This is a genomic window from Actinocrinis sp. (assembly GCF_035605935.1).
GTDB lineage: Bacteria > Actinomycetota > Actinomycetes > Streptomycetales > Catenulisporaceae > Actinocrinis.
In genome coordinates this window covers 1-15,507 of the sequence record NZ_DATNGK010000241.1, presented here as the reverse complement: position 1 = coordinate 15,507, position 15,507 = coordinate 1, and the positions used below count along the sequence as shown (strand labels likewise).

Annotated in this window: 12 protein-coding genes; 4 read left to right on the top strand and 8 right to left on the bottom strand. The window is 68.0% G+C overall.

Annotation, left to right across the window (positions count from 1 at the left end; all coding sequences use genetic code 11):
• Positions 1-6: 6 nt before the first annotated feature.
• From VN779_RS19275 to VN779_RS19265, 3 genes are all read right to left on the bottom strand, one after another.
• On the bottom strand, positions 7-450 hold the full coding sequence (locus VN779_RS19275; RefSeq protein ID WP_325725312.1) for a DoxX family protein: 444 nt from the start codon (positions 448-450) through the stop codon (positions 7-9).
• 164 nt (positions 451-614) lie between these two features.
• Positions 615-1,451, bottom strand: a complete 837-nt coding sequence (locus VN779_RS19270) for a ZIP family metal transporter (RefSeq protein WP_325725310.1) — start codon at positions 1,449-1,451, stop codon at positions 615-617.
• Positions 1,452-1,657: 206 nt separating this feature from the next.
• Positions 1,658-2,647: a LacI family DNA-binding transcriptional regulator gene (locus VN779_RS19265; RefSeq protein WP_325725308.1), complete on the bottom strand. Its 990-nt coding sequence runs from the start codon at positions 2,645-2,647 to the stop codon at positions 1,658-1,660.
• Between the two features lie 342 nt (positions 2,648-2,989).
• On the opposite strand from VN779_RS19265, the gene VN779_RS19260 reads away from it, so the two are divergent.
• Positions 2,990-5,125 (top strand): transglycosylase domain-containing protein, encoded by a 2,136-nt coding sequence (locus tag VN779_RS19260; RefSeq protein WP_325725307.1) that lies wholly within the window; start codon positions 2,990-2,992, stop codon positions 5,123-5,125.
• Between the two features lie 152 nt (positions 5,126-5,277).
• On the top strand, positions 5,278-7,233 hold the full coding sequence (locus VN779_RS19255) for a cellulase family glycosylhydrolase (protein WP_325725305.1): 1,956 nt from the start codon (positions 5,278-5,280) through the stop codon (positions 7,231-7,233).
• A gap of 390 nt (positions 7,234-7,623) precedes the next feature.
• On the opposite strand, the gene VN779_RS19250 is transcribed toward VN779_RS19255, so the two are convergent.
• The 3 genes from VN779_RS19250 to VN779_RS19240 all read right to left on the bottom strand — a co-directional run bounded on the left by VN779_RS19250 (position 7,624) and on the right by VN779_RS19240 (position 10,602).
• Entirely contained in the window at positions 7,624-8,718 is a 1,095-nt protein-coding gene (locus VN779_RS19250; protein WP_325725303.1) for an ABC transporter substrate-binding protein, read from the bottom strand.
• A gap of 127 nt (positions 8,719-8,845) precedes the next feature.
• Positions 8,846-9,745: an ABC transporter permease gene (locus tag VN779_RS19245; RefSeq protein WP_325725301.1), complete on the bottom strand. Its 900-nt coding sequence runs from the start codon at positions 9,743-9,745 to the stop codon at positions 8,846-8,848.
• Positions 9,742-10,602: an ABC transporter ATP-binding protein gene (locus VN779_RS19240; RefSeq protein WP_325725299.1), complete on the bottom strand. Its 861-nt coding sequence runs from the start codon at positions 10,600-10,602 to the stop codon at positions 9,742-9,744. The genes VN779_RS19245 and VN779_RS19240 overlap by 4 nt, the downstream gene beginning before the upstream one ends.
• A gap of 235 nt (positions 10,603-10,837) precedes the next feature.
• Between VN779_RS19240 and VN779_RS19235 the strand changes: the two genes are divergently transcribed.
• Positions 10,838-12,487: a sensor histidine kinase gene (locus VN779_RS19235; RefSeq protein ID WP_325725297.1), complete on the top strand. Its 1,650-nt coding sequence runs from the start codon at positions 10,838-10,840 to the stop codon at positions 12,485-12,487.
• Positions 12,484-13,185: a response regulator gene (locus tag VN779_RS19230; RefSeq protein ID WP_325725294.1), complete on the top strand. Its 702-nt coding sequence runs from the start codon at positions 12,484-12,486 to the stop codon at positions 13,183-13,185. The genes VN779_RS19235 and VN779_RS19230 overlap by 4 nt, the downstream gene beginning before the upstream one ends.
• Here VN779_RS19230 and VN779_RS19225 read toward each other — a convergent pair whose 3' ends face one another.
• Together VN779_RS19225 and VN779_RS19220 are read right to left on the bottom strand one after the other, a co-directional pair.
• Positions 13,186-13,614, bottom strand: a complete 429-nt coding sequence (locus tag VN779_RS19225; RefSeq protein ID WP_325725292.1) for a hypothetical protein — start codon at positions 13,612-13,614, stop codon at positions 13,186-13,188.
• Positions 13,615-14,188: 574 nt separating this feature from the next.
• A complete protein-coding gene (locus VN779_RS19220; protein ID WP_325725290.1) occupies positions 14,189-15,364 on the bottom strand; it encodes an HNH endonuclease signature motif containing protein in 1,176 nt (391 codons plus the stop codon).
• Positions 15,365-15,507: the final 143 nt, after the last annotated feature.

The window sequence follows — 15,507 nt, the reverse complement described above, 5'->3', positions numbered from 1 at the left end:
GTTCGCTCACGCCTCGCTGACGGCCGGTCGGGTCGCGCCGGACCTGCCGCGCAGCCGCGCCAGCGCCGCGTCGGCGGACCACGGTCCGGCGCCGAGGATGGCGATCATCAGGAAGCCCCAGCAGAACAGCGCGGCCGGCTCGCCGCCGTTCTGGATCGGCAGCAGCGCGTGCTTCTGGTGCACCGAGAAGTACGCGTAGGCCATCGCACCGGACAGCAGCACGGCGGCCGGCCTGGTGGCCAGGCCTACCAGGACCAGCAGTCCGCAGACCAGCTGGATCAGGGCCGCGGTGCCGCCAGGCCACTGGGTCGGGGAGACCGTCTTGCCGGTGCCGAGGGAGCCGCCGAAGAAGCCGAAGAGCGTCGAAGCGCCATGGCAAGAGATCAGAAGGCCGAGCACGATGCGGTACACGGAGGTCAGGTGCTGGTTGAGGGACAGGGCGTTGCGCATCTGTTCACCGTCTCGAGGTGGGTACGCCGGCGAGCGCCGGATCACGCGCGAAACGGTTCTCAGGCCCGAGTAGTTCAGAACCCTGTGAAACTTGCCCTCGTTGCCGACATAAACCTGTGTGCGTCCTAATTTCCGGTTAATTCGGGCGCACGGCCGCGGGCGGATCAGGCCCCTGCGGCAGTCACGATCGCGTCGGTGATGAAGCCGAGGAACACCCCGAGCAGCAGACCCCAGGTGGTCAGCTCCTTGCGGCCGATCTTGCGCGCGACCGCGAGCAGCTCGATCACGACGTAGAGGACCGAGCCGGCCGCCAGGGTCAGGAAGCCGATCGAAAGCGTGTCGTTGACCACGTGCTGGCCGACCAGGGTGCCCAGGAAGGTCGGCCCGCCGCCGATGAGCCCGAGCAGGCCGAGCCGCGCCCAGGTCGGCATCCGCCCCTCGGCGGCCATCGGGGCCACGATGCCGAAGCCCTCGGTGGCGTTGTGCAACCCGAAGCCGATGATCAGCAGGACGGCGAGCTGAAGCTGTCCAGTCGCGGCCGAGTTGCCGATGGCCAAGCCCTCGGCGAAGTTGTGCAGGCCGATGCCGACCGCGATCATCATCGCCAGGTCGAAGAACCGGGTGAACGCGGCCGAGCCGGTGCGCGGGTTCAACTCGTCGACCGCCGCCGCGCCCGGCCCGAAGCTGCGCGATCGCGTGGCCCGGCGGGCGACGTAGCGGTCGAAGTACACCAGCGCGACCAGGCCGAGGCCGAAGCAGGCGAAGAACACCGCGCCGTTGCCGGCCGCGGAGCCGTAGCGGTGGTCGGAGAGCGCCGAGTCGATCGGGTCCCAGGCGTGCGTGAGCACATCCCACAGCAGGAAGATCAGGATGCCGGTGGCGACCGCGTTGAGCAGCGCGCGCAGTGTCGGCGCGGGGGAGCGCAGCCGCCCGATCGGCAGGCCCAGATAGATGGTGAAGCCGGCCACCGCCCCCAGCAGCGTTATCTGCGACGACGACATCCGGATTCCTCCACGGCGGATCAGGCGCGCTGGACGGCGCGTGCGCGGTACCTTCGCCGCCCGACATTTCGGGGCGACCAGTCGGCAAGGCTAACCTAACTTAGGATTGCCTAACAAATCGATCCGCGCAATCCGCCGAATTAAGCAATGATCTCAACCGCGTTCCGCGTGCCCAGATCTCCAGCCGTCACACCTCAACGGCGCAGTCACACACGCAACGGTCCGGTGCTGTCGCGCACCACGAGTTGTGTCGGCAACTCGAAGCGCAGGCTCTCGATCCGCTCGCCCCCGGCCAGCCGCAGCAGCGTGCGCGCGGCCAGCGCACCCATGTCGCTGAGCGGCTGGCGCACCGTGGTCAGCGGCGGCGAGGACCAGCGCACCTCGGGCAGGTCGTCGAAGCCGATGATGCTCAGGTCGTCCGGCACCCGCAGCCCGCGCTGGCGCACCGCCTCGTAGCCGCCGAGCGCCATCTGGTCGCTGGAGGCGAAGATCGCGGTGGGCGCATTGGCGAGCGAGAGCAGTTCCGCGGCGCCCTTGAAACCGGACTCGTGGTAGAAATCGCCCTGCACGATCAGCTGCGGGTCCACCGCTATCTCAGCAGCCTCCAACGCGGCCCGGTACCCGTCGAGACGGGTTCGGCTGCACACCAGCGTGCGCGGCCCGGCGATGAAGCCGATGCGCCGATGGCCCAGCGAGATCAGGTGCTCGGTCGCGGCCAGCGCCCCCGACCAGTTCGCCGCACCCACCGTCGGCACCTCGTGTCCGGGCACGCCCGCCGGGTCGACCACGACCGTGGGTACGTTGATGCGGCGCAACTCGGCATGCAGCGGGGACTGCACGTCGGAGGTCACCAGGATCACGCCGTCGGTGTTGCGCGCCTGCACGTTGCGCAGCCACTGCCGGGTCGCGGTCGGGCGGCGGTGGATCGCCGAGACCACCGTGCCCACGCAGGCGGCATGCCCGACGTCCTCCACGCCGCGGATGATTTCCACCGCCCAGGGGCTGTCTAGGTCGTTGAAGACCAGGTCGATCAGCCCGGCCGGCTCCTGCGTGCGATTGACCCTGCGCCGATAGCCATGCCGGCGCAACAGCTCCTCGACGCGCTCGCGGGTGTCCGGCGCCACATCTGAGCGGCCGTTGAGCACGCGGGAGACCGTGGGCACCGAGACCCCCGCCTCGCGGGCGATACTGGTCATGGTGATTCTGGGCCCATCTTGCGCAGACACCACGGCTCCTCCCCTTCGTGACCGCGGCCGCGGCGCGGCGGCGCCCGGATTTCCGGAGCAGCCGGCGCTGTTGCAGCCCGTACCTGGCGCTTTCCGGCCAGGCTAGCATCGGCGAAGCCGGCCCGGGCGCGAAACCTCCGAGCTGAAAGGGGCGGAAAATCAGCCGGGTGACTTCCGAAATGTCACGGATAGCGCTGCGCGGCGCGCCGCCTCGTTCCACGAAGCCGACCGATCCAGCCGCCCCGACACAACTGCTGCGTTACGCAAGCGAGTCCAGTTGCTGCAGATCGCGACCCGAGTACGCTGATCCCCATGCGCAAGGCGGCAGGTAGGACGGGGTTGCGGGGGGCGGGCCGGCTGCTCGGCAACCTGCTGATATTCATCGTGATCAGCGCGCTCGGCGGGATCCTGCTCGCCGGGTTGAGCCTCCCCGTGGTCGGCAGCGCCGGCTTGGCAGCCAAGGCAGCCTCCGATCATTTCGAGGACCTGCCCAGCGATTTCGAGACGCCGGTACTGCCGCAACGTTCGACGATACTCGCTGACGACGGCAGCCTGATCGCGTACACCTGGAGCGACGACCTGCACGGCAACCGGGTCGTAGTGCCGATGTCGCAGATAAGCCCGAGCATGCCGCAGGCGCTGGTCGCCATTGAGGACGTGCGTTACTACCAGCACGGCGGCATCGACATAAAAGGCACCCTGCGCGCGCTCGTGCACAATTCCAACGGCGGCAATCTGCAGGGCGGCTCGACCATCGCGCAGCAGTTGGTGAAGAACGTGCTCATCCTCGAGGCGGGCACGGACAAAACCAAGCAGCAGGCCGCCATCGCCGACACCTTCACCCGGAAGGTCACCGAACTCAAATACGCCGTGGCGGTCGAGAAATCGCTCACCAAGGAGCAGATACTCGAGCGCTACCTCAACCTGGTGTACTTCGGCAACGGAGCCTACGGCGTGGAGGCGGCGGCTGAGCGCTACTTCTCCACCACCTCCGCGAAGCTGACCGTCCCGCAGTCCGCCCTGCTGGCCGCGCTCGTCAACAGCCCGAGCGACTATGACCCGCTGCTGCACCCGGCCGCCGCGTTGGCCCGCCGCAACATCGTCCTGCAGGACATGGCCAGCCCGGTGCTCAACTATCTGACGAACCAGCAGGTCGCCGAGCTGCAGAAGACCCCGCTCGGCCTGAAGCCGACCCCGCCGAAGCACGGTTGCATCGTCGCGCAGGCCTCGGCCGCGTTCTTCTGCAACTACGTGTACCAGACGTTCATCAACGACCCGGACTACGGACCGACCAAGGCGGCCCGGATCCAGCTGTGGAACATGGGCGGCCTGACCATCCACACCACCATGAGCGCGAAGGACGAGTCGGCGGCCGACAAGGCGATCTCCAGCCACACCTACGCCACCGACAAGGTCGCCTCCGCGCTGGCGATGATCCAGCCGGGCACCGGGCAGATCAAGGCGATGGCGCAGTCCAAACCGATGGGCAGTAACCTCGGCGACACCTACCTGAACCTGGCCGGCGACCCCGCGCACGAGGGCAGCGGTGGCTACCAGGCCGGTTCATCGTTCAAGATCTTCGTCGGGCTCGCGGCGCTCGAGGGCGGCCACGATCCCAGCCAAGTAATGAGTGTGCCGAGTCCGATGGACGACGCCGGAACGCGCATCGCCGCCTGTCCGGGCAACGGCCAGCACTCGGTGCTCTGGACGCCCGATTACCATCCGATGAACGACGACGGGAACCCCTTCTCCGGGCCGCTCGACCAGGCCTTCTGGTTCTCCGTCAACACCTACTTCCTGACCCTGGAAGAGCAGACGGGCCTGTGTCAGCCCGCGCAGATCGCGCAGTCCATGGGCGTGACTCAGGACAATGACAGCGGTAACGGTCATCCGCTGGACCAGTTCCCGTCCTTCACCCTCGGCACGAACCTGATCACCCCGGTCGAGATGGCCGGCGCCTACGCGACGATCGCGGCGCAAGGCACCTACTGCAAGCCGTATGTCATCACCGCGGTCACCGACGGCGCTGGCCGCAAGCTCGCGGCGCAGCACCCGAACTGCCGCGCCGTGCTCGACCCGAACCTCGCCAACGAGCTGACGGCGCTGCTGCGCGGCGTGCTCGACCAGCCGGGCGCGACCGCGGACGGGCTCGGCCTCGACCGCCCGGCCGCGGGCAAGACCGGAACGACCACAAGCTCCATCGCCACCTGGTTCGACGGCTACACGCCGCAGTTGGCCGCCGCCGTGTGGACCGGCTTCATCCGCCCCGACACGCTCAAGGGCGACTTCATGGGCAACATGTCGGTCGGCGGCCAGTACTACTCCGGACAGATCTTCGGCGCGACGATTTCCGCGCCGATCTGGCATGAGGCGATGACCCGGGCCTTGTCCGGCGTGCCCGTCCAGGACTTCACCCCGCCGCACGGTTTTCCGCCCGAACCGCAATAGCCCGAACCGCAGTCGCCACCGCGGCGTGTCTCCGGTCGACCGGCCTGTCGCCGGGCGACAACCGATGCGCGCAAGATTGGCAACCCGCGTACTTCCGTTGACCGCCGGGCTCCTCGACACTGCCGGGATACCTACGGCGCGAAGGATGAACGATGGCGGCGGGACGAGGCGGGCGGCTACGGCTGCGGGGCAGGACGACGGCGACGGCCCTGGCGATCGGCTTGGCCGCGGCCGCCGGTGCGGCGACGGGCGCGGGCGGCGGGGCGGCCGACGCCGCGACGACCGGCACGCAGTGGTTCGACAACACCACGAGCGCCACGCTCACCGTCACGCCGAGCGGCTTCGTCGACGGCTACGGCCGCCAGGTCGTGCTGCGCGGATTCAATATCTCTGGCGAGGCGAAGCTGGCTGAAAACAGCGGCCTGCCGTTCGCCAGCGTGGCCGACGCGCGCACGTCAGCCGCCGCGATGCGCCAGCAGACCGGAGCGAACGCGATCAGGTTCCTGCTCACCTGGGCGTATATCGAGCCGCAACCGAACCAGATCAACTACACCTACCTGGCGAACGTCACGGCGCAGATGCAGCCGTTCCTCGACGACGGCATCAACGTGCTCGTCGACTTCCATCAAGACCTCTTCTCCCGCTATCTGTTCAACTCCGGCAGTTGGTACACCGGCGACGGCGCGCCGCAATGGCTGATCAACGCGGGCAGCTACCCGCAGGAGAGCTGCGGCATCTGCTTCAACTGGGGCCAGAACATCACCCAGAACGCCGCCGTGCAGGACGCCACCTACGACTTCTGGCACAACAGGGTGCTGACAACCTCGGCCGGTCAGATCGCGGAGCAGGACGCTTATCTCGGACAGGCGCAGGCGGCGCTCACGTACCTGCGCGGTCATCTCAGCTCCGACGAGTTCACCCGGGTTCTCGGCGCCGACCCGTACAACGAGCCCTTCGCCGGCAAGTACGACTCCGGGCAGACCAGCCAGACCTGGGAGCGCGACCAGCTCTGGCCGTTCTTCCAGAAGTTCCGCACCGCGATGGACGGCGCCGGCTGGTCTGGCAAGCCCGCGTTCGTGGAGCCCAACCTGTTCTGGAACGCGAACCTCTCCTTCGAGCAGCAGCCCGGCGGGCTCGCCAACGTCGGCGCGATCGGCACGCGGTACGTCTTCAACACGCACTTCTACGACGAGGCGGCGCTTTCGGGCGTGTTCATGCCCGGCAAGGCCGGGGACGGCCAGTACACCTCGAACTTCGACACCATCCGCCAGCGCGGTTCAAGCCTCGGCACCTCGGCGCTGGTCAGCGAGTTCGGCAGCCCGGAGAGCGGCTACACCTCGGACAAGACCCCGACCGTGCTCAAGGCGATGTATCAGGGCTTGGATTCAGGAGTGTCCGGTGCGAACTGGTGGACCCAGGCTGCGCAGTCCGGCGGCGTGCTCAGCAGCACCGAGTGGCAGTGGGACATCTACAGCGGCCGGCACAACGAGCTGATGAACGGCAACTCGAGCAAGGTGGAGACGAGCGGCGACGCCTGGAACGGTGAGGACTTCTCGGTGGTCGACACCGACTCGACCGGTGCGGTCCAGCTGCGCCAGGACGTGCGGGTGCTCGACCGGCTCTACCCGCTCGCCGTCGCGGGCCACACCCTGGCCTTCACCTATGAGGATCGCGCGCGTGACGGTTCGACCACGCTGACCTGGAACCCGGTTCCGTCCAGCCTGCCGAACACGACCGCGCTGGTCGGCTCGGGCCAGTACGGCGTGCTGGTCTGGCGCTCCACCGGCTCGGCCGCGCCGACTGAACTGCACCTTCCGGCCGCCTTCACACCCGCAGGCACCACCGTGGTGTCCGACCTTGGCGCGGTCACGGGCCTTCCCGCTTATGCGGCCAACGGTCAGACGACGAGCACGCCGATCGCGTACGCGGCGCTGCCGGGCGCGACCGGAGCCAACCGGCTGCTGCTCTCGGACAGCTCGGCTGCCGGAACCCTCCACTTCGCGCTGATCACGAATGGCTCGTCGAGCGCGACCGCGGCGCAGCGCGCGGCGGCGCAATCCGAACTCGCCGCCTGGGCCGCGGCCGCCGGGTTCCCATCAGGGTCCTGAGCTGCTAACAGATACCTTACGTCGGCGAGCCGTGTCCGTGCGCGTGAGCATGCGAGTGCTGATGCGCACCGACACGGCGCAATGATTCGCGCAGCGCGTGCGAGGACCACCATGGCCTCGCACGCGTCGTCGTGCCTTGGATGACGACGCCTTCGAGCGCGAGGGATTGCGCCTGTGACGTCGACTCGGCAGCAGAGTCCTGACCCTGGTTGCCGCTCGCCGCGTCGCCCGTCGCGAAGCTGCATATACGAGCCCAGACACACTAGCGCCGGGCGCCAGCGACGAGAGGCAGCTCGTCGCCAGCGCCCGGCACCCGGAGGGGATGCGCCGCGCTTCGTGCCCCGGCTACCGAGGCACCGTTCCTACCAACACCGGCGCGGCGCTGACCGGTCAGCCGTTAGGGCCGGCCGGGGTCGTGGTGACGGTGTAGCCCTCCGCCTTGTTGGCGGCGATCGCGTAGTCGTTGGTGAACGTGGCGGACAGGTTCACCGAGGAGGTCGCCGAGCCGATCAGCTCCTCCATCGCCAGCACCGTCTTCGGGCCACCGGCGGGCATGATGCCGTCCGGCAGGAACTGACCCTTGTCCTGCGTCAGCGCCGCGATGTAGTCGGCCTTGCTGACCAGGCTGTTCTGCACGTACGACTGCGGCAGCTTGTTGGCGATGTCCGCGGCCGAGTGCGTGTTGATCCAGTGCATCGTGTCAACCAGCGCGTCCACGACCTTCTGCACCGTGGCCTTGTTCGCGTTGGCCCAATCGGTCGTCGTCAGCACGCCCGCGGCCGGCCAGGCGCCGCCGAGCGCCTGCGTGGCGCCGGTCGTCGTGGCCAGGTCGATCGCCGAGTACGCGATGCCCTTCTGCTGCATCGCGGTGACCGTCGGCTGCGTGGTCATGACGCACGCTGCGGATCCGCTCTGCACGGCGGCGATCGCCGTGGAGCCCGCGCCGACCGCGAGCCGGTGGATCTGCGAGGACTTGATGCCCTTCTGCGCGGCCAGGAACTTGGTCAGCGAGTCGGTGCCCGAGCCGAGGTCCGTCACGCCGAGAGTCTTGCCGGCGAAGTCAGCCGCCGAGTGCACGCCGCTGTTCTTGCCGCACATCTCCCGCTCGCCCGGCGCGCCGGACAGCTGCACGACGTCGATGACGTTCTTGCCCTTGGTCTGGAAGTCGATGGTGTGGTTGTACCAGGCGCCGGCCATGTTGACCTGCCCGGAGGCCATCGCGTCCTCGGCGCCGACGCCGCCGTCCACCTCGGTGCTCAGCTGCATGTTGACGCCGTACTTCTTGTAGTAGCCCAGCTGCTGGGCCAGCTCGTACGGCAGATAGATCTGCTTGTCGATGCCGCCGACCATCATCGTCACGGTCGGCATGGGGGCGTTGCCACCGGCAGCGCTTTGCCCGCTGTTGCCGCCGCTGCTTCCACACGCGGCGGCCGCGGCGAGGGCGAGAGTGCCGGCCAGGGAAAGCGCGAGAGTCCGCTTGATCATGACTCGGGTCCTTTCGTCATTGAGGGAGTGAGCCTGGGGCGATGAATTGACTGGATGTGCGGGGTGTGGATGGTGCGGTGGTGCGTGCGCGGCGCGGGGGCCGCGCGCTCCTCGGGGGCTGGTCCGGCTAGATCGCGATGGCCTCTGAGGGAGATGGCGGGCGCCAGGAGAGCAGCCGGCGCTCGACGAAGGTGAGTAGGAACTCCGCGATCAGCGTGATCACCGAAATCACCAGCATTCCGGCGAACACCCCGTCGGGGTCGAGGTTGCCCTGGGCGGTCTTGATGACCAGGCCGACGCCGTGTTCGGCGCCGAGCACCTCGCCGACCAGCGCGCCGACGATGGCGAATCCGAAGGCGGTGTGCAGGCTGGCGATGATCCAGGTGAGCGCGGAGGGCAGGGTGACGTGCCGGATTACTTGGAACTGCGAGGCTCCGAGCACCTTGACGTTCGCCAGGATGTTGCGGTCCACCTCGCGCACGCCCTGGAAGGCGTTGAAGAAGACCACGAAGAACACCAGCACCGCGGACAGCAGTACCTTCGGGGTGATCCCGATGCCGAAGGCGACCACGAAGATCACGCCGAGCACGATCCGGGGGATCGCGTTGACGATCTTGATGTACGGGCTGAGCACGTCGGACAGGAAGCGGTTCTGGCCGAGCGCGAGGCCGAACACGATGCCCGCCGCGGCGCCGAGGCCGAAGCCGAAGACGGCTTCCTTGATCGTGGTGAAGATGTCGGTCCAGAACGAGCCGAACTCGGTGCCGTGCTCGAACAGGTCGATCGTGCGCTTCCAGATGCCGGAGGGCTGGCCGTAGAAGAACGGGTCGACGATCTTGAGCGCGGTGAACAGCTGCCAGCCGCCGATCACGATGACGGCGAAGGCGAGGCGCGCGGACCACAGCAGGAACATGCGCTTGCGCCGGGCGCGACGGCCCGCCTCGCTGGCGGATCGGTTGGCTGTGTCCGAGGCCGGGGGCGCTGGATTCGGGCTCACCGGCTCGGTTGCTGGGGATGTGATGCTCATGCGTTGACTCCCGCGGTGCGTGCGTAGGCGCGCTCGACCTCTTCGCGCAGCGACGCCCAGATCTGGTGCTGGATCTCGAGGAAGCGCGACTCGTACCGGATCTCCTGCACCGAGCCGCGCGGACGCGGCAGATCCACGTCGTAGATCGCCTTGACCGAGCCGGGGCCCGAGGTCATCACGACGACGCGGTCAGCCAGCGCGACGGCCTCGTCCAGGTCGTGCGTGATGAACAGCACCGAGGGCCGCAACTGCTCCCACAGCCCCAGCAGCTCGGTCTGCATGATCGCCTTGGTCTGCACGTCCAGCGCGCCGAAGGGCTCGTCCATCAGCAGGATCTGCGGCTCGTTGATCAGCGCCGCGGCCATTCCCACGCGCTTGCGCATGCCGCCGGAGAGCTGGTGCGGGTGGTGGTCCTCGAAGCCGGCCAGGCCGACCCGGCGCAGCCAGTCGCGGGCCAGCTCGCGGGCGTCCCGCTTGCCGACGCCGCGGAAGAGCGGGCCCATCTCGACGTTGCCGACCACGGTTTTCCACGGCAGCAGCGCGTCCTGCTGGAACATGAAGCTGATGCCCTGGGTGATCCCGGTTACCTCGCGGCCGCCGACCTTCACTGAGCCCTCGCTGGGCCGGTCGAGTCCGGAGACCATGCTCAGAGTCGTGGACTTGCCGCAGCCGGTCGGGCCGACCACCGCGCAGAACTGTCCGGGCTCCACGGTGAAGGTCACGTCGCGCAGCGCGGTGAACGCGTCCCCCTTCGGGGTCAGGAACCGCTTAGTGAGGCCGGTCACCTCGACCCGGGAGGCGTCCCGGGCGAAACCGTCGGCGATCGGTTTGCTCGCGAGTTGGTTGCGTGAAGCCATCTGTCCGTTCCCTCTGTGTTACGGCCGGGTGGATTGGTCAGACGCTAGATCGCGCGCCGGGTTACGTCGCTGTTTCGCGCACATCCCGCGTTAGTCGCGTTAACCGCGGTTTTGCGCGTTCTGCTCACGGAAAACCGCTGATCAAGCGGATGCGCGCGTAACAACACCATCACGTTTGGGCCTGCGTCTCCCGGCCTCTTGTCGGGCCGTGCGGTTTCTCGTCACAATCGGGCAAATGCGGCGTTCACCGATGCGCAGGCTCTCCACCCAGATCCTCGTCAGCCAGATCGCGATCCTGGTGGCGGTGGTGCTGGGCGGCTTCGCGCTGTTCGCCTATCAGCAGCGCGGGCAGCTCGATGCCCAGACCGAGCAGCGGGCGGTGGACATCGCGGGCACGGTCGCCGGGATTCCCGAGGTCGGCGCCTGTCTCGAAACCGAGGGCGGGGCTTGCGGGGACAGCATCCAGCAGATCGCCAACCGGGTGATGAAAACGACCGACGCTTCCTATGTGGTCGTGATCGACATGAACCGCGTGCGTCATTCGCATCCTGACCCGGCGCTGATCGGCAAGCAGGTCGAAGAGTCGATCATTACGGTCGACCGCAAGGTCCACGTGCGGATGGATAACGGCGCGACCGGCCGATCCGCGAACGGGAGAGTGCCGCTCTACGGACCCGATGGCGTAATGGTGGGCGAAGTCTCCGCAGGCATCCGGGAAAGCACGATCACCAGCGCGCTCTGGCAGGAACTGCCCGTCGACGCGGGTTGGTTCGCCATCGCGCTCGCGGGTGGCTCCGTCGTGTCCTGGTTGCTTGCCTGGCGGCTCAAGCGGCGCACGTTCGGGCTCGAACTCGACGAGATCACGACTCTGCTGCAGGAGCGGGAGGCCACGCTGCACGGCATCCGCGAGGGGGTGATCGCCTTCGACCGCCTCGGCCGGGTGACCATGGTCAACGACGAGGCGCGACGGCTGCTCAGCCTCGGTACCGCAGCGATAGGGGGCCGGCTCGAGTACCTGGTGCCGGCCGGGCGGCTGCGTGACGTGCTCTCTGGGGAGATCGAAGGTCAGGACCAAGTGGTGCTCACTGACGACTACCTCCTTACGGTCAACCGGATGCCGGTCACGCTGGCCGGTCGCTCGCACGGCGCCGTGGTCACACTAAGAGATCGCACCGAGTTGTCCGGACTGCTGCGCGAACTCGACAGTGTTAGAGGCCTGACAGACGCGTTGCGTGCCCAACAGCATGAGTTCTCCAACCGCATGCATACCGTTGCCGGGCTGCTCGAACTCGGCGAATCCGACGAGGCTCTGCACTACCTGACGGACCTGGGCGGCGCCGAGGCCGAGTTCGCCGAATCAGTGCGCTCACGCGTCGCGTCCCCGCTCATCGTGGGGCTCATCCTCGGCAAGGCCGCCGTCGCGAGCGAACGCGGCGTCGATCTGGTGTTGAGTGACGATACGTTGCTCGGGCACGCCCCGGAAAAGGCGCAGGCGCTCACCACGATCCTCGGCAACCTCATCGACAACGCCTTTGACGCCCTCTGCGGAAACGGCGCGGCAGGCGGCGGGCCGGCTCCGGGAACCTTTGGCCGGGTCGAGGTGACAATCGTCGAGGACGAAAGCGAGATCACCGTTCGAGTGGCAGACGACGGCCCCGGCATCCCGCCCGGCGCCACCGACTCGATCTTCGTGGACGGATACACCACCAAGCCCGAGGCCGGCTCTCAGCGCCGTGGTCTCGGCCTGGCCCTGGTCCACCGGCTGGTGCAGCGACTAGGCGGCCAGATCAGCGTTTCCGAGGGACCAGGCGCGGTGTTCACGGTCCGGCTGCCGAAGCCCGCGCACAACGCCACGCCGGTCCTGGCGAAGGTGGCTGTCCCATGAACTCGACGGCCGCACCAATCAGAACGCTGATCGTGGACGACGACTACCGGGTCGCGAAGATCCATGCCGCATATGTGGCCCGGACCGAAGGCTTCGATACCGTCGGCCTCGCGCATTCAGCCGCCGAGGCGCTCGCGGCGGTGGAGGCCCTGCGTCCCGATCTAGTGCTCATGGACGTCTACCTCCCAGACGGCGACGGCCTCGGCGTGGTGCGCAAGCTGATGGAACGGGACGAGCACCCCGACTGCGTCGTCATCACCGCGGCGCGCGATGTCGACACCGTGCGCACCGCGATGCAGCTCGGCGCGGTGCACTACCTCGTCAAGCCGTTCGGGTTCAACACCCTGAACGACAAGCTCACCGCGTATCGCAGCATGCGACTACGGATGGAGGCGCTCAAAGATCAGGCCGATCAGTCCGATGTGGACGCGCTGTTCGGCCTGCTGCGGGGGCCCGCCACGCTGCCCTCCGTGCCGGTGAAGGGGCACTCCGCGCCGACGCTGGAGCTGATCCGCGACGCGGTGCGCTCCGCTCCCGGCCCGATCTCAGCGGCCGAAGTCGCCGAGCAGGTCGGCGTGAGCAGAGCCACCGCGCAGAGGTATCTCAGCTATCTGACCCAGCACGGAATCGTGCGGCTCCAGTTGCGCTACGGCGTAACGGGCCGCCCCGAGCACCTCTACACGGCCGCGGGGCAGTGATCAGCGCAATCGCACGTGTCCGGAACCGGACGTGATCAGCATTTGGCTGAGCAAGGCTGTCCCCTGACAGTTCGAACCCGTGGCGTCCACCTCATCCAGCTTGATGGTCAGGTCGAACTGGCCGCTCGCGCCTTGGTAGGCGCCAGTACCCGAGCCCGCCACGATCGGCACCGCGTGGGACGCGGAAACGCTGCCCGAACAGTTGGTCATGTTCGCCGGGAACTGCGTGGCCATGACCTCGACGAAGGTGCGATCCAGTGCCGCTACGTCGAGCCTGAGGGTGCCGCGGCTCAGCTGAAGTTCCAGTTGACTGTTGTGCTCCGGATTGACCGAGCCGTCCGGGTTGACGCTGACCGCTTTGCCAAAATCGGCGATCGCGCCAGTGAGGATCACTGCCGAGTCCGGCCCGTCATTGTCGGTGTAATCCACCAGGTGAACGGTATCGCCGCCGCGGAAAACCGCAGCGGGTCGCACCACGGCCGCCGCGGCGTTCTGAGCGCGCGGCGCGGCTGCGCAACTGCTCAGCGCCAGGGCACCGGCCGCCGCAGCGAGAATTCCAAGTGAAAGTACGAGGTCGGTGCCGGGTCCCCGTCGTCGTCCGGGCATCGCAATGTCCTCTCTTCGAGCGTGACCTCCACCCTCCTCACGATCAGACCCTCGCGCATCGGGGTTAGCCCCGGTAGGACCCTGATCGACCCCTGAGCCCAGCCCGAGGCAATCAGACGTCTTACTGTCCCGTTCAACTGGACAGCCTGCTTTTTCCCACCCACTTACCGCCGGCCGCCGTCCCGCTTTTCCCCCAATAAACCCCCGCGATGACATCTCCGCTACGCGGCTGGAGTACAGCGGCGAGTCTCGTTCACAACGGTTCTCGAGCACAGACGCCCTTGCGCGCTGGGTGTCTCGCGATAGCTTCGCCGACGGCGGTTGCGGGTAACGCGGGACACGCGTGCACGGATTTTTCAGAAAGGCGGGTACCAGCGGACCCGCCGGTTCTCCCGTGTCATGCCGCATAGGGTTCCGCTCGCGTGAGGTAGCGGTGTCCGGTCGGTGCGCTCCACACCACCTCACCCTCACTGCCACGCACGACTTTCCATGTTCCCGCGGTCTTGAGCCGGTGGTGCCTGCGGCACAGCGCGTGCAGGTTCTCCGGCACCGTCGCGCCGCCTGCTTCGGGCCTGTGGTGGTCGAACGGTGCGATGTGGTCCAGATCGCAGCGCGCCGCGGGCATCGCGCAGCCGGGAAAGGTGCAGTGCCGGTCCCGCAGCCGCACGAGGCGCTGCACGCTGGCGGTCGGCTTGTAGGTGTGCGGGTCGGTGTGCAGCAGTTCCCCGTCCGGGGCGGTCAGCAGCCGCCGCCAGGTCGCATCGCGCCCGTACGCGATCTCCCGGGCCTGCCCTGCGGTGATCGGCCCGACACCGCGCAACTGCGCGGGTTCCTCGCTCGCGCCGAGCAGGGTGTCGATGCCGACCACCACGTGCACCAGGGCCGGAACCTGGGTGCTGTCCTGCCGTGTCCCGCTGGACGGGACACCCACCGAGCCGAGCACGAGGTGGGTGAGGGTGTCTGCGCGTCGCTGATCCAGGGTGCGGGTGTCGTCTTGGGTGCGTGGTTTGGCGTGCACGTCCAGGGCGGCCATGACGGCGGCTGCGGTTTGTGCGGGGGTGTAGAGGGCGAGGGTGGCCATGCCGTCCGGTTCGGGGCATAGGGTCACGCGGCGTTTCCTGGTTTCCAGCAGGTGGCGTTGGTGCGCGGCCTGCGGGTCCACGGCCAGGACCGCGCGGTGCAGGGCTTTGCGGGTGGCGGCGACGCTCTGGTGGGGTAGGCGGGGGAGGATGCGTGCCTGTGCGGCGCGGGCGGTGTCGGGGTCGAGTCCTGTGGTGATCTCCACCAGGGCGTTGGCCTGGGCGTGGGAGATCTGGCCGGCGGCCATCAACGCCAGGGTTTCGGGGAAGCGGGTGGCCAGGGTGTGCGCGGTGTGCAGGCGGGTGCGGGTGGTGGTGGGGGACCAGCGCAGCGCGGCGGTGATCTCCTCTTCCGTGCAGTCCAAGGGATCCGCGCCGCGCGAGGCGGCGAGGGTGGCGAGCAGGCGGATCTGTGCCGCTTGGAGTTGCGCGAGGCTTCTTTCGGTATCGGTGAGTGCGTCGATCAGGTCGGCGCGGTCGTCGGTGGTGTGCATGGTTCTTTTCCCCGGGAAATAGAATGGCGGGAGGGTGTTTTCCCCTGTGTCTATTTTCTGGGGTTTCGGGGTTGTGTGGCGGGTGTTTTCGGTGTTTCACCCGTTTGCGCGTGGCCGGGTGAAAAACCTGTGCACGCGTGTCC